12 protein-coding genes and 1 pseudogene are annotated in these 15,191 nt (G+C 43.5%); 6 read left to right on the forward strand and 7 right to left on the reverse strand.

What is annotated here, in order from left to right:
• Positions 1–31 precede the first annotated feature (31 nt).
• The 4 genes from M1D72_RS06290 to M1D72_RS06305 all read left to right on the forward strand — a co-directional run bounded on the left by M1D72_RS06290 (position 32) and on the right by M1D72_RS06305 (position 5,529).
• Positions 32–1,768, forward strand: coding sequence for an ABC transporter ATP-binding protein (locus M1D72_RS06290; protein WP_456294952.1), 1,737 nt, complete (start codon positions 32–34; stop codon positions 1,766–1,768).
• Positions 1,768–3,564: an ABC transporter ATP-binding protein gene (locus tag M1D72_RS06295; RefSeq protein WP_390192142.1), complete on the forward strand. Its 1,797-nt coding sequence runs from the start codon at positions 1,768–1,770 to the stop codon at positions 3,562–3,564. The genes M1D72_RS06290 and M1D72_RS06295 overlap by 1 nt, the downstream gene beginning before the upstream one ends.
• Positions 3,565–3,912: 348 nt before the next feature.
• Positions 3,913–4,965, forward strand: a complete 1,053-nt coding sequence (gene rsgA, locus M1D72_RS06300) for a ribosome small subunit-dependent GTPase A (RefSeq protein WP_456294953.1) — start codon at positions 3,913–3,915, stop codon at positions 4,963–4,965.
• A gap of 33 nt (positions 4,966–4,998) precedes the next feature.
• A complete protein-coding gene (locus tag M1D72_RS06305) occupies positions 4,999–5,529 on the forward strand; it encodes a peptide-methionine (S)-S-oxide reductase (protein ID WP_456294954.1) in 531 nt (176 codons plus the stop codon).
• A 43-nt stretch (positions 5,530–5,572) separates the two neighbouring features.
• Here the strand turns inward: M1D72_RS06305 and M1D72_RS06310 are convergent, their stop codons facing one another.
• Positions 5,573–6,160, reverse strand: coding sequence for an imm11 family protein (locus tag M1D72_RS06310; RefSeq protein ID WP_456294955.1), 588 nt, complete (start codon positions 6,158–6,160; stop codon positions 5,573–5,575).
• 464 nt (positions 6,161–6,624) lie between these two features.
• Here M1D72_RS06310 and M1D72_RS06315 point away from each other — a divergent pair.
• Positions 6,625–6,804: pseudogene (locus M1D72_RS06315) on the forward strand (GreA/GreB family elongation factor); the annotation flags it as partial.
• Positions 6,805–6,884: 80 nt separating this feature from the next.
• On the opposite strand, the gene M1D72_RS06320 reads toward M1D72_RS06315, so the two are convergent.
• From M1D72_RS06320 to M1D72_RS06345, 6 genes are all read right to left on the reverse strand, one after another.
• Positions 6,885–7,520: an imm11 family protein gene (locus M1D72_RS06320; RefSeq protein ID WP_456294956.1), complete on the reverse strand. Its 636-nt coding sequence runs from the start codon at positions 7,518–7,520 to the stop codon at positions 6,885–6,887.
• Positions 7,496–8,239, reverse strand: coding sequence for an AHH domain-containing protein (locus tag M1D72_RS06325; RefSeq protein WP_456294957.1), 744 nt, complete (start codon positions 8,237–8,239; stop codon positions 7,496–7,498). Before M1D72_RS06325 ends, M1D72_RS06320 begins: the two co-directional genes overlap by 25 nt.
• Positions 8,240–8,251: 12 nt before the next feature.
• On the reverse strand, positions 8,252–11,074 hold the full coding sequence (locus M1D72_RS06330) for a PAAR-like domain-containing protein (protein WP_456294958.1): 2,823 nt from the start codon (positions 11,072–11,074) through the stop codon (positions 8,252–8,254).
• A gap of 271 nt (positions 11,075–11,345) precedes the next feature.
• On the reverse strand, positions 11,346–11,987 hold the full coding sequence (gene hxpB, locus M1D72_RS06335; RefSeq protein WP_456294959.1) for a hexitol phosphatase HxpB: 642 nt from the start codon (positions 11,985–11,987) through the stop codon (positions 11,346–11,348).
• A gap of 186 nt (positions 11,988–12,173) precedes the next feature.
• Positions 12,174–12,389, reverse strand: coding sequence for a DUF3820 family protein (locus M1D72_RS06340; protein WP_045974132.1), 216 nt, complete (start codon positions 12,387–12,389; stop codon positions 12,174–12,176).
• An 83-nt stretch (positions 12,390–12,472) separates the two neighbouring features.
• Positions 12,473–12,826 carry a helix-turn-helix domain-containing protein gene (locus M1D72_RS06345; RefSeq protein WP_390192183.1) on the reverse strand — a complete coding sequence of 118 codons (354 nt, stop codon included), beginning with the start codon at positions 12,824–12,826 and terminating at the stop codon, positions 12,473–12,475.
• A 301-nt stretch (positions 12,827–13,127) separates the two neighbouring features.
• On the opposite strand from M1D72_RS06345, the gene M1D72_RS06350 reads away from it, so the two are divergent.
• Positions 13,128–15,182 carry an alpha-amylase gene (locus tag M1D72_RS06350; RefSeq protein WP_456294960.1) on the forward strand — a complete coding sequence of 685 codons (2,055 nt, stop codon included), beginning with the start codon at positions 13,128–13,130 and terminating at the stop codon, positions 15,180–15,182.
• Positions 15,183–15,191 lie beyond the last annotated feature (9 nt).

Raw genomic sequence — 15,191 nt, forward strand, 5'->3', positions numbered from 1 at the left:
AACTCTTCCTCTTCTTTTTGGATAGTAACAAATGCAATTATTTCGACACCTAGGGTGGTTTTTCCGCCGCTACTGGTTTACCTACTCACTGGCGCTGCTCATGCTGATGCTCGTCGCTGGGATCAATATGGCGGTGCCGTGGTTCATTGGCCAAGCGATAGACCACATGCTAGAAACGCGCGAACTCACCAAAGCCGAGTTCTATTTGGGCGGGTTAGCCATCGCAAGTCTTGCGGTATATTTTCTACGCTACGGTTGGCGACGGATGCTGTTTGGCACGTCATATAAGCTGGGTAATATTTTGCGCCAGCGCTTTTATCAACGCCTAACGAAGCAAGGCCAAGCGTTTTACAATATCCACTCTACTGGCGATTTAATGGCGCGGGCGACCAACGATATTGATGCCGTTGAAGTCGCGGCTGGAGAAGGCATTCTTTCAGGGTTTGACGGCTTGCTGACGTTTATTCTGGTGTTGATCATGATGTTTTTGTTCATCGACTGGAAATTAGCCGCACTGGCCATTTTGCCTTTCCCATTTATGGGTTATGGCTTCTATCGCTTATCGAACCGCATTCATCACCAGTTTAAAGACACCTTAGATCGCTTTTCATCACTCAATGAACAAACGCAACAGGCGATTTCCGGTGTTCGAATGATTAAATCCATGGGCCGTGAGTCGATTGAATCTGAGCAATTTGATCGCATTGCCGAAAAAGCCGCCAGCAGTACCTACAAAGTACAGCGCTCTGAAGCGATGTTTGATCCTATTATTCAACTTAGCCTTGGCTCTGCGCTCTTGATTGCCCTACTCGCTGGAGGCTGGCAGATCCACGTGGGTAACTTAACCGTTGGCCAACTCACCAGTTTTACGATGTATCTTTCTGAGTTAATTTGGCCGATGTATGCGTTTGGCTGGCTGATGAATATTTTGCAGCGCGGTAATGCTGCAATAGGTCGATTAGAACAGCTTCTCAACTTACCCGACTCGATTGCTGACAACGGCCGTGAGCAAACTCACGGCTATGACATCACTGTCAATCATCTTACCTTTCATTACCCCGATACCGAGCAAGCCGCGCTCAGCCAAGTCTCTTTTGAGCTTAAGCAGCAACAAGTACTCGGTATTGCAGGGGCGACAGGGTCGGGAAAATCAACGCTGTTGCAACTGCTGATGCGCTACTGGGATACCCAAGAAGGCGATATTCTGCTTGGCAGTAAAGCGATTCAACACATTCCATTGGATACACTGCGTAGCCACTATGCCTACGTGCCGCAAGATGCCTTTTTGTTTAGTACTAACATCATGGAAAATATTCGCATGGGTCGCCCTGATGCCTGCGATGAAGAAGTCTACGAAGCCGCTCGCCTTGCCTCGGTGGATGCCGATATTCGCCAGTTTCCAGAAGGCTATCAAACATTAGTTGGAGAGCGTGGCGTGACGTTGTCTGGCGGTCAACGCCAGCGGTTATCCATTGCGCGAGCCTTGATTAGCCAAGCGCCAATCTTGATTCTTGATGATGCTTTGTCGGCGGTCGATATTCACACGGAAAAAGAAATCATTGAGCATCTTGCGCAGCGCACTGAACAGAGCTTGATTATCGTGAGTCACCGGCTGTCAGCCATTGAGCAAGCGGACACGATTTTAGTGTTGGCGCATGGTGAAGTGATTGAACGTGGCAACCATCAACAATTAATCAATAGTGACGGCTGGTATTCGCGCATGGCCGCGTATCAACAAATGGCACTTGCCATGGAGGAAGCGTCTTAATGTCTCGCAGTAAAACAAATAAAGCCGCATCGCAAGACACCAAACCGTCTGGCTCTTTGCGCCTGCTAATGAGCTATGTATTTGCTGATAAACCTCTATTTTACAAAACCTTACTCTTGGTTGTTATCGCCACGGGGTTCGATGTGCTGGGCCCCATGCTCAGTAAAGTGTTTATCGATGAATTCATCATGCCGGATCGCTACCCAGTGTGGCCGATTGTTGGTGTCATCTCACTATTTATTATCTCAACCCTGCTCGGCACCTATCTCAAATACAAGCAAACCATGCGCTTTTTGGACATGGCACTCAACGCGGTGTTAGACATTCGTAAACGTGTTTTCAACCATGTCTTGCGTTTGCCGATGGCCTATTTTGATTATGCGCGTACAGGGCAACTGGTCAGTCGCATTACCAACGATACCGAATCCATCAAAGACATTTACGTCCAGTTTTTATCAAACGTATTAGCCAACGTGATCTTGTTAATTGGCATTTTGATTGCGATGGCAATTCTTGATGTAGAACTGATGCTTATCGCACTGCTGTTGATTCCAACCGTGGTCGGCTTGATTTACCTTTACCAAAAATTCAGTGTCAAAGTGGTCACCGAAAGTCGTCAACTGCGCTCGGATATTAATGCCACCATGAACGAATCGATAAGCGGCATGTCAGTGATTCAAGCGACCAATCAGCAGCAACGCAAGTTTGAGCAGTTTGATGGTATCAATGACGGTTATTACACCACGCGTTTAAAAGCGGTTACCATTGGCTCACTGATGCTGCGCCCTGCGATTAACTTTCTCAGTATCATCATCTTATGTGGGATTGTTTGGTTCTTTGGCATCAAAGTTGTGGAAGGCTACGTCGAAGTGGGCGTGTTGTATGCCTACCTTAACTATTTAGGCCGCTTCACCGAGCCACTGGTTGAAATCACTCAGCGCTTTAGCCTTTATCAACAAGCCATTGTTGCCGGTGATCGCGTGTATGAACTGCTGCAAGAACCGACCGATCAGGACCAAAGCGGTACGGTGACGGACCTAAAACACGGCGCGCTGAATATTGAACACTTGGTGTTTGGCTACCAAAGCGATAAACCTGTGCTTCACGACATCAACGTAACGATTGAATCCGGTGAGTTCTTTGCGATTGTTGGCCATACGGGAAGCGGAAAAAGTACGCTGCTCAGCTTACTGCTTAACTTTTATCAGCCGCAGTCCGGGCGGATTTGTTTGGACGGCCATGCGCTCAACGCGTTTGATCATGACACGCTGCGCCAAGGCGTTGGTTTTATTCCGCAAGAGCCGTTCATTCTTGCTAGCACACTGTTTGAAAACATCGATATGGGCCGCGGCTTAACCCAGCAGCAAGTCGAACATGCCGCCAAACAAGCCCATTTACACGATGTGATTATGGAGATGAGCGACGGCTATCAAACGCAGCTTGGTGAAGGTGGACTGAGGCTTTCCACTGGTCAGCGTCAGCAATTGATCATCGCTCGGGCGCTCGCTGGTTCGCCTAAAGTGTTATTACTCGATGAAGCGACGGCGAACGTTGATAGCGAAACCGAACAAGTGGTACAGCGCGCTTTAAGCGATTTGCACGGCAAAGTCACCATGATTGTCGTTGCCCATCGACTGTCGACTATTCGTCATGCCGATAGCATTTTGGTGCTGGATAAGGGGCACTTGATTGAGCAAGGTGATCATCCGCATTTGATGACTCTTGACCAAGGACGATATCGTGCGATGTATCAGCTTCAACAGCAGGAGCAAAAAGTCGCTCAAGCCGCGATTTAAATCAACGCTAAACCACAAATTGACACATTACCAAGCATCAAAGCGTAGACACATTGCGCTTTGATGCTACTATCTTCTCAACGTGCGGGCACTGCCCCTTTCGTAAACCACCTTTGGAGGAATGACCATGATTGTATTCGTAACACACACCGGCAAAGGTGAAGTCAGCCGTTAATCATTGTGCTCTTGTGAGCAAGCTACTCCCCTTCCCTTTTGCCCGGTATTAAAACCGGGGTCTTATGCCTAGTGCAAGCACTTACTCAGTAAGTACCTGACCCTTTATTGATAGAATTTAGCGAACTCTGCGCCATCGCGCCGATGATTCGTATGGTTCAAGGTACAAACGACATGAACACATTATTTACTCACCCGATCTCACTGCAAGAACTCGGATGGAAACACTATTTTCAGCAACAACTGACCAACGATGAACTCGATAATGCCGTTATCGCACGTGTGATTGGGCATCATCGCAGTGGTTACGACCTGTGCACATCACAACACGAAATTCATATGGCGCATCATCATCAATACCCTCCAATAACGGTTGGTGATTGGTTATTGGTGGATTCAGACTATCGCTTTCTTCGCTTACTAGAACGTACCTCGCTATTTCAGCGCAAGGCCCCTGGTAGCGCGCGGCAACAACAGTTAATTGCTGCCAATGTGGATACTGTCTTTATCGTTAGCTCACTCAATCATGACTTTAATTTAAGCCGAATTGAGCGCTACCTGACGCTGGTACGTGATTCACAGTCACAACCCGTGATTGTGCTGACCAAGCAAGACTTAGCCGATGACGTGTACGCCCTGTGCCATCAAGTGCAAAAACTCGATGTCAGTTTAATGGTAGAAACGGTTAATGCGCTGGACGCACAAAGCGTGCAAGGCTTATTGGCATGGTGCCAAACTGGGCAAACGGTGGCGCTGTTAGGTTCATCTGGTGTTGGCAAATCGACATTAATTAATACGTTATTAGCGTCTGAGACTCAGCAAACCGGCGGCATACGCGAGGATGATAGCAAAGGTCGCCACACCACCACCGCGCGATCAATACATAAAATGCCCATGGGCGCATTGCTGATAGATACGCCAGGAATGCGTGAGCTGCAACTTGCCGGTTCTGAGCAAAGCCTCGCGCACGCATTTGGTGATATAGAAGCGTTGAGCGAACAATGCCGATTTAGTGATTGTCAGCACCAGACGGAACCAGGCTGCGCCGTTCAACAGGCGATACAGCAAGGTTCTCTTGATGTAAGGCGACTTGAAAACTATGCCAAATTGCAACGAGAGCAAGCCTTTAATACTTCAACCCTTGCCGAAAGGCGTCAAAAAGGGCGAGAATTTAATAAGCACGTTCGCTCAGTTATCAGTCAAAAGCAGTGGTTGAAAGGCGAATAGGCTTCCTACTTCCAATGCAACAAGATAGACGCCATGTTAGTATGGCGTCTTCTTTCACTGGCTACCAACTTCATGAAACAAGAAATTTATCTCGCGGGCGGATGCTTGTGGGGCGTACAAGAATTTATTAAGTACGTACCGGGCGTATTGGATACCCAAGCAGGGCGAGCCAATGGCACAAGTCAAACGACACAGGCTGACTACGATGGCTATGCCGAATGTGTGCGGATTGAGTTTGATTCACACGTGTTAAGCGTTGAAAGACTGATTGAGCATTTATTTGAGATCATCGACCCTTACAGCGTCAATCAGCAAGGACCAGATGTCGGCGAGAAGTACCGCACAGGGGTATACAGTAAACATCCCGACCACCTGTTAGCTGCACGTCATTTTATTGCTGCACGAGAAGATGCCGATAAAATCGCGTTAGAAGTATTACCACTGACGAATTTTGTCCCCAGCGATGACGAGCATCAGCACCACCTCACTCGCCATCCTGAGAATCACCACCTATGCCCTATTCCATGGAATATTTTGCATCGCTATAAGGGAAAGTCTGATTAGTGATTCTCGCAGTTGACGATATTGCCGAAAGAGTACGCCTAACTTAAAATTCGTCGCCAAATTCATATTCTGAAACTTTTAGGAACTTTATATTTTTTAATACATTTTCCAATTTAATTTTCAGGCTTTCATGTATAAAGATAGAAGATAAATCTGTACCTCCCATTTTAAATATCAACCTTTCATTTTCAGGTATTTTATCTAAAATAGTAGAATCCAGTTTATACTTATAAACTCTCGGATAATAATCAGGGTCTTTTTGTTTATAAAGAGAAGAGTTTCTATCCCAGCAATCTAATTCTTGATAAATATTTATCAAATAAAAATCACTTGATGACTTGTTTTGAAATTCTACAACGGCAGGATAAAGCTTACCTCCATAGATATGATCATCAATTATAATTTTTAAATCTTTAGAAACAATGAAACTTGGAATACAAAAAAGCATCATAGGATCTAAACTAAGAAAATCATCAGTTTTGGCATTAAATTTGACTGATACTTCCCCATATACAAGCTCTCTGTAGTGAAATCGCCTCTGTGCTGTAGCTTCTGTTGGCACAACATGAAATGCTTCGTTTTCTATTTCATAATTCGGAGACATTAAATAATATGTGTCATTATAATTCATTTTTACTTTCCTACTTTCAAAGTATATTCCTGTTTAGAAATTAGTAAACTCTGTATGATTACGATTACATATCTGAGGGTGACCTTTTTCAGATTATTAAGATCCGCAATATTTTTCTCCTACATCCTTGTTCTCCAGTCTTAAAACTTTTATGAACACTAGTTAAACGAACGGAAAAGTCTTTAATATCATCGAGAATATTGTCACTACGTTTATCTATAAAGCCCTGAACCTCTTTAGCACTGCCTGTTTTACAATACTTCTCCATATGATCAACAGCCTATGTATTGCTGAAACTTTCTGAGTTTTTTCGTTTTTCCATAACAACTTTTTGTCTTCTTTTTTAACTCTGCGTCTTTCAGTAAGTCAGAAACATAGTGATACCATCTGATAGATCAGCCAATTAGGAGAGTTGTTATTAGCTTAGCTCTTGGATGCAAATTGGAAATGAAGCGGCAGAGGTTAGGAAGTCTCGCATCGTCGGCCCTGAAGAGATCTACGGCGATGCCAAAGGTTATATCTCCATCGACTCACCGATGGCCCGCGCACTGCTGAAAAAAGAAGTCGACGACGAGTTTGTGGTCACCACCCCAGACGGCGATAAAGAGTGGTTTGTGAATTCTATTTCTTATCAGTTAGAGTGACGCTCAGGGTGATAGACGTCCGCCTATCACCCTAGCCTCAAACTTAGTTTAACGCTCGGCAAAGTAGGGAAGATTACTAATTAGTCGATAAACTGCATACCCATTTCCCATTCAGACACTTTGACAAAATTAAGCGTATCCACGTTATGCTTTTTAAATACCTTGACGATACTTTCGTGCACTATGATATGCCCTACATCGCTATATTTAGGCATAAACACAAGACGTTGCCCCTCTGGAATCTGAGACATTTTTTCATCACTCAAATAGTACCTTTCTATATCATGAGTGTCTTCTTCGGGATCATAATCATCTATTTCACATTGTTCTAAATCTAAAACGTCCATCTTTTTAAATACGTTAAAAAACCAATATGGTTCAAGATAATTATTATTATCTATAATAACTGCTGGATATAATTGAAAAAAATCATTCTCGATATCTCCTAGTGAATTCTTTATATCCCCTGAAATTATCGGGTATGTAATATTCAAATGAGCCTTTTTAATTGGGCGACTAACACCAGACAAAATATCTTTATCTTTATAAGCGTTTTCAAAAAATAAAGGAGGACCAGATTCTAGTTTTTTATATTGATAGTCTCTCATATCAGATTCTTTTAAACTAGTAAGATATAGAGTATCTTCATCATACTTATTAAAAATAATATAGTAGCTTTCATTGTATTTGTTCATTGACCCACCTTTGGCACCCATGTTGTTCCTTTGTATGTGATTATTTTACTATTCCCTCTTACGTTGGAATTAACATATCTTTTATCTTTACCATCTCTTTCATTAGATTTAAAATGTAATCTGTCATTATCGCAAGTTTCGTTAACATGTTCAACAGCATTATTTACATCATGTTGACCACAGCACCCAGGACCTCCAGAAATAAAATAGTGCGATATTTTTGTTAGTGGCAAAGAAAAATACCTACCCTTTTTAACGCTATTTATTTTTTTTAAAATCTTATTACTTAAAGGGTCAAGAATTTTATGAATTTCAATTTCCTTTTCTCTTTTTTTTGTTTTCCCATAACATGATTTAATTTTCATTCTCATGTCAGGGTCATTCAACTTACTCGCCACATAATCATGATATGGTTCTTCCGCTGGCCTACTAAATGTATGATCTCCACGATGTAATTGACAATGTAGCTGACAAGCTCCGGGAAGAGTAGCGGGAAAACCGACTAAATTAGACAATAAATTGATATTATATCCCTTTTCAACTAAATCGTCGCCCCGCTTACTAAGCTTAACTGCTTCAGCTGAAATTAAATGATGAGTATCCATATGGATACCTTTATTAAAAGGATGGCCTGGAATTTTACTTACATGATTAACCCAGCGCTTACGGTAACTTTTTTTTTCAATAGTACCATCGATAAAATCTGATTCTTTGGCATCTTGACTAGCTAATATACCCATCACTACTCAACCTTATACATAATCAATTTCACCACGATAAAGTCGCGGCGTTTTATGTTCAGAACTGTGGCAGAAACGACATTTTCCATTTCTCGCCTCTCGTTCTTCTTCATACTTATGGGTGTTATTGACTTTTTTATTACTCAAAGCAGCTTTACGTCTTAATGATAAGCTTTCGGCTAACTTTTCATAATCAGGAAGAATATCAACCAAACCATTAACAGTATCAGTAAACGTCTCTAACGCTTTAGCGGCATGAGCGAGTTTTCTAGTTTCACTTAAGCCTTTAGCTAATTTCGTAAGAACCGTTGATATCCTAGCAACGGCTCCTGCTGGCCCAGTAACAAAACCTATTGCTATTGTTAATACAATTTCGATAGCAATATATGCCGCAGCTTTACCAACATAATAAAAATAGAAGTTAGGTGGTATCGCTTCTAAAATCAGATTTAAATATGTAAAGTAAGGCATCACGCTATCATGATCGTTTATTAACGAAAGGGCTTTAGGGAAGAATTCATTTTTTTTAATCTCGGCGGCAAGCTCGGGATCAAACTCTACTAACACTGTATCAATGAATTTTTCAACACGATCGATGTCGTTCTCCATAATCAATGAGGGAAAATTCCAAATTTCTTTGCGATATTTGGCAATTACTTTTATTTTCCTTGCAATATCATCAGCATTATCATCCCACCACAACTGAACATCTGCGATCGCTTCATCAATGGTTTCATAAATATCCGAACCGGCAGCACGCATTAAACTTGGAGGAACATTCGTGTAATACAGTAAGGCTTTTGCCCAACTCGGAAGATCCGTGTTATTAATCTGCTCCTCACTATCTTCCATTGCATCATGTGTATACTTTTTTAAATCTTCATATTTTTGATTAGCGTAAATATAAAGCTTATCAAAAGCACCAGATGTTGTTTCAGCGATGTCATGACCTAAACTACTCCACACTTCTGGCGAAAATAGCTCAACTGCGTCAGCTCCCCACGCTTCAACACCAGCAATAACCCCATCCCCTAAACAAAGAATACCCTCTTCATCCCATTGCTTTTGGAACCCTTTCATATCCTCAACTACGGTGTTGTAAAGGCCATCTAAATACGCTTCAATATCTTCCTGTAGCTTTGATATTTTTTTCTCAACGCCTTCTTCACCTTCAAACTCGAGAGTTACCGTTGCGGCATTAGCCTTGAGATTATCAATAACGATAACCCCTCCTTCCACTTTTCCTGTTTCTAGCGCTAATTCCACGCTCTCTGAAACCGTACTACGCTGAGGAGTTTTGGTTAACTCCAATTTATCTTTGTGAAGGACGGAGTTGTTTACCGTAACTTTCAAGTTAGAGGCGTAAACAGGGGTTTGCCACAAGTCAGTATGTACCGCGCAGATCTTAATCCACTTCTGTTCCTCTAAGTCGATTTTTAGAATCGCGTTGACCACCGCATCAGCTTTACCAGCTTCTGCAGAATACGCGTTTTCAGGATCTTGAATCACGAATACTTTAGAAACATCGCTTAACAACTGCTCCGATTTCGTTTTTAGGCGCTCAAAAGCGTTAGTCAAATTGTCGTTCAGCTTTTTCGAGTAGGTGTCAATTGTGCCGATATGTTGATCAAAGATGTCTTTGGATAGATAGGTATATTGACGACGACTCGCTTCTTCAGCTAAAGATTGGACTCGATCTTTTATCTTGTTAAGTAAGCTTTCTAACTCGTTACTGAGAATTTTTTTAGTCGATTCCCAATCATAGCTAGCTAAATAGCTTTGGGGATTACCTGTTCCTCTTGCTCGCATATACGCTAACATGTGGTCAACTGTTTCATGCTTGGGAAGACGGAATAATACCGAAAGGATTTCTCCCTCTTCCAGAATCATAGGTAGCCCATAAGCTAACACTGCGTCAAAGCTATCCTCAGAAAGATTCTCAATCCCTGCAACTAAGGATTCCGCAAGCATATAGAAAGAAAAATCAGGATGGTATTTTTGAAAATGCAGTGTTACTTCATTTTTGACGATATCAGCAAAATACCTATCCGCGGTTAAAGACTGTCCCATACTTCCCCAACCTTCAATAGGTGGTGAAATACGATTTGGCTGCCAAAATGTCTGCTGTCCCTGAGAAGTCAGCTCAAAAAAGTCATCATGCCCCATCTCTGCAACGTATCTTAAGTTTGTGACTAAAACGGGCTTTAATAAGAAATCGTCTTGGCTTTCCTTCATCACAACATTGAATTGACCATTTTTTAAACCAGAAACGGCGGCTTTTCCATTAGCATCTAAATGACCTGAGGCAACAACACCTCCAGACGCATCTGTGATATCAAAATCGGCATTTTTAAAGGGGTCGCCATCTGGATAACGGCATTTTACATCCACCGTATAGGTTCCTTCTGCATCTTCCGATACCGATACTGATGGGTTTTGCGCGCCACCTAGACACATGGTGTTGGCTTTGTTCATGGTCATTTGATCGGACAAGCGGCACACGCCTGCACCTTCAAATTTAACAGTCGGAGAAGCAGAGATGAATTCGGCTTCGGCTTCAATCGTCCCAGATGCTACGCCCTTTTTGTCGCCGCCAGCATCTCCCGTACTTTTAGAGAATTTGCTGCCTTTGATCGCCACACTGTTGCCGCCATCCATGGTAATGGTGGTGGTGCCGTCGGCTAGGTCTGCCGATTTAGCGTTATTGCCATAGGGGATCGGTACCACAGGCGGCCCACATTGGGTCAAACACACGTCCGGAAGTGTCGCGTTGGCTTCGCCACCCGACCCTTGGTGAACAACACTTAATCCATTGGCGTTGACTGTAACTCCCACAGTTTGTGTCCTTAAAATCAGCTCAGCAAAAATAGTGGTTATAATTTACCAAAACTCACTTTCTCACTCTGACTAAAGTACTAGGTAAAATGCGCTTTCTTATAGTGTGAATGTCGTTCAAATAATGAAATCCATATGTCGATTGACGTGCATCGCGAAAAGCGTGATTTAAGTCTTGCTTGGCTTGATCTAGAAGCGTTTTACGAGCAAGAAAAAGCGCTAGCGTTTGGCTAGCGCGGCACTGGGCATTCATTTAAGCAAAGAGGTTAACTTAGCTCAGCGCGTCTACTACTTGATTCAAATTTTCGAAGCGACGATTAGCAACCTCAAACTTCTGATCTTGGTATGCGGGTGAGACCAAGTAAGTCACCATATTGGCGCGAGTCGCTGCGGTTAAGCCAGTAAAACTATCTTCGATAACCAAGCACTCATCAGGTTCAACAAATAACGCTTTAGCGGCAGACAGGTAAACATCTGGATGCGGCTTACCATTGATTTCATCCTCAGCGCTGCAAATGATACTGAACTTATCCCACAGCTTTAAACGGTCAAATACCGCTTTGATCACCACATGGTTCGACGATGTCGCCAACGCCACTCTCATTCCACGCCCAATAAAGAAATCAAGAGCACGATAAACACCTGCCATCGGTTCTCCTTCCACACTGATGCAATCACACAAGCGAGTTAAGATCATGGTTTCTAAATCGCTTGGGTCAATACCTAGTGGGCATTTGTCACACCACGTTTTCGCGATGTCATCAATACGTTTCCCCATCGTCAGTTGCTCACACTCTCGGCGCGTAATGGTGACGCCAAATTGCGCTAGCGATTCAATCTGCGCGGTTTGCCACAGTGGCTCAGAATCGATGATCACGCCATCCATATCAAAAATAACGGCTTTTTTATTCATACTTACCTCAAACAGAAAATGTCTAACTTCATACCTTAAAATAAACACCTTAAACGAATCAAAGGCAGTGGATACATCATCGTCGTCAACAAATGGGCTTTTTATCAAGACTTCACACATTGAGGGATGCGATTTATGTTCAACGCACAACGAAAAAGCCCGCATTTTGATAGCGGGCTTTATGGATTACATTCTTTTGAGTGGTTTGACGACGCTGTCTAAACCTTCAATCTTCAAGGCCAAACACAGCTTTAGAAGATCGCCAAGTTCGCCATTGGGGAAGCCTTTTTTGTCAAACCACAGCAGATATTCTTCTGGAAGATCAATCAACACTCGCCCTGCGTATTTGCCAAACGGCATTTGAACGCGGGCCAGCTTTAATAAATTCTCTTTTTCTAACATGAGCTCAGAGGTAACGCAGTATCAAAGTACCCTACTCTAACACAGCTTGGAGAAGAAGCGTGACTGGGTGTCACAGCAAGTACTTAAGACTGCTTAACGGTATGTGCGTATTCAACAACCACTTGATTACCTTCGATGTATGCTCGTTGGATTTCGCCATCCACTGACATTCGACTTTCTAGGTACACCACTTTTGGCGTTTCCGTGATACTGGATTTTAAAGAGGGAACAACACGTTCAGGCTCAACATGTAATAGGTGGCAAAACTGCCCAATGAATGACATCGAAAGCTCGCGTTTGCCCCTTAACAACTCGGAAAACTCCAGTTGGCTAAGCCCAAGTTTTTTGGCGAATTCCATTTGAGTAATACGCATTTTCGCTTTCTGCGACATCCAGACATTGTACAACGCTTCTTTGTCTTGTTGAGTAAACTCCATAACTCTTCCTTCGCTGATTTTTTGTGGAACGAGTGTCAGAAAATTCTCCATACCGCATGTCAGGCGGACGTGAAGTTTTTATCAAGGTTTATCGATTTGTATAGAACGTGGCATCTATTTAGACAATCACCGCAATGATGTCTCATCCTTGCTCCGTTTGCTTTGTGAATTAGTGCAAATTTTAGGGCGTAGACAGCGGGAATGATGTCAGCTCAAAAAAGCAGCGGTACCATGGTGTGATATCTAAAGCCAATGGTCATCCGGCTTCTTAAAATTCTAAAAATAGTAACAAGGACTGAACGTGAAACTTTCTACTCTCTGCTACGCTATCACCGCGAGTCTTATTAGCGTTAGTGCACTCGCCGCGCCAAATATTACGGTTTCAACAACCACAACGAGTCGTAATTTCCCACTGGATGCCAGTGATGATCTGGTCATTCCGTTACCGAAAGATGACTACACCTTCAAAATTTCGGGGGTGATGGGCAATTGTATTGCTCCCAGTGGCGCAAAAATCCGCTTTTCAAAGCCCATTGCGCTCAATTGTGGAACGGAGACTGAATTCAAACTTAAAGTCCGTTTTAGTGGGGACTACGCATTTGATTTTGACTCTGGCGCCCATACCCTAGCGATTCGCCGTGCAACCAAAAAAAGCACTAAAACCACCTTTACTCGCCCGATTCCCGATGTCCAATGTGAAACGTATCAAGGCGGTGAAGTCACACTTGCTGTTGGCGAGACCTTTTCCGATGGAACGAAGCTTAAAGATGCATTAAGCGGTCAAACAGTAGAGGTAAAGCACGGCAAAGTCACTCTGACACCCGCAGCAAACAGCGGCGGTTTAGTCTTACTTGAAAAAGCCCAAATAACCGAAAAGCCCGAGTTTACCTATAAATCAGCCAACATTTATTTTGTGATGCTTGACCGATTTAACAATGGTGATAATAGTAACGATCACAGCTACGGACGTAAAAGTGACGGTAAACAAGAGATTGGTACTTTTCACGGTGGCGATTTAAAAGGTGTGATAGACAAGCTCGACTACATTGCCAGTTTGGGTACGGATGCCATTTGGTTATCGCCAATTGTGGAGCAAATTCATGGATTTGTTGGTGGTGGTGACAGTGGCAGTTTCCCGTTTTATGCCTATCATGGTTATTGGACTCGTGATTTCACTAAAATTGATGCCAACCTTGGCGATGAAAACGATTTAAAAACCTTAGTGCAAGAAGCTCATAAACGCGGCATGAAAGTGCTGCTTGATGCCGTGATTAACCATTCAGGTTATGCGACTCTTGCCGATTTACAAATGGATAAAGTACACGTGGTTGATGCGGCTCAATTACCAGAAAAATGGAGCGATTGGGTGCCAAAGTCTGGTGAAAACTGGCACAGTTTTCACCAAGCGATCAATTACAATAGCCCGAACTGGAAAGATTGGTGGGGCGGCGATTGGGTTCGTGCAGGCCTTCCTGGTTATCCTTCTCCTGGATCAAGTGATATCACGATGACGTTGGCAGGATTACCCGATTTTCGCACTGAATCAACCGCCTACGTGACACCACCACAATGGCTGTTGAATAATCCCGGTACTCGCGTCACAGCAAAAGACAACTATACGGTTGCCGACTACCTAATCGAATGGCAAACCGATTGGGTAAAACGCTTTGGTATTGATGGCTTTCGAGTAGATACCGTGAAACACGTCGAGGGCGAGGTTTGGAAGCGCCTTAAATCTCAGGCGTCTGAGAGCTTAACAGAATGGCGTAAAGCGAATCATCAACAAGGCGCGCCGTTTTGGATGATGGGTGAAGTCTGGGGGCATTCAGCGTATCGCAGCCCGTACGTCGATGATGGCTTTGACGCTCTAATTAACTTCGACTTACAAAAACGCCTCGATAACGGAGCCGCATGCTTTAGCCAGATGGCGGATACCTATCAAAACTATGCCAACGAGATGCAAAGTTCACCGGATTTTATGCCAGTGAGTTACATGTCATCGCATGATACGGAGCTATTTTTCAGCCGTTTTAACTCGTTTGAAATGCAACGTAACGCGGCCAATGCTTTGTTACTTAGCCCAGGTGGTGTACAAGTGTATTACGGTGACGAGGTCGGTCGAGAGCTTGGCCCATACGCGGATGACTTCCATCAAGGTACGCGCTCAGATATGGTTTGGAAACTTGATGAAGACCGCCGCGCACTGCTAAAACATTGGCAAACAGTGGGTCAATTCCGCCAGCATCACCCTGCGATTGGCGCTGGAGTGCATAAAGAGATTCAACAAGATAATGCGTATGTTTTTTCTCGGACCCTCCAAAATGACAAAGTCATTATCGGCTTTGTGGGTCGATAACACAGCCCC

The organism is Vibrio sp. AK197, assembly GCF_053903115.1.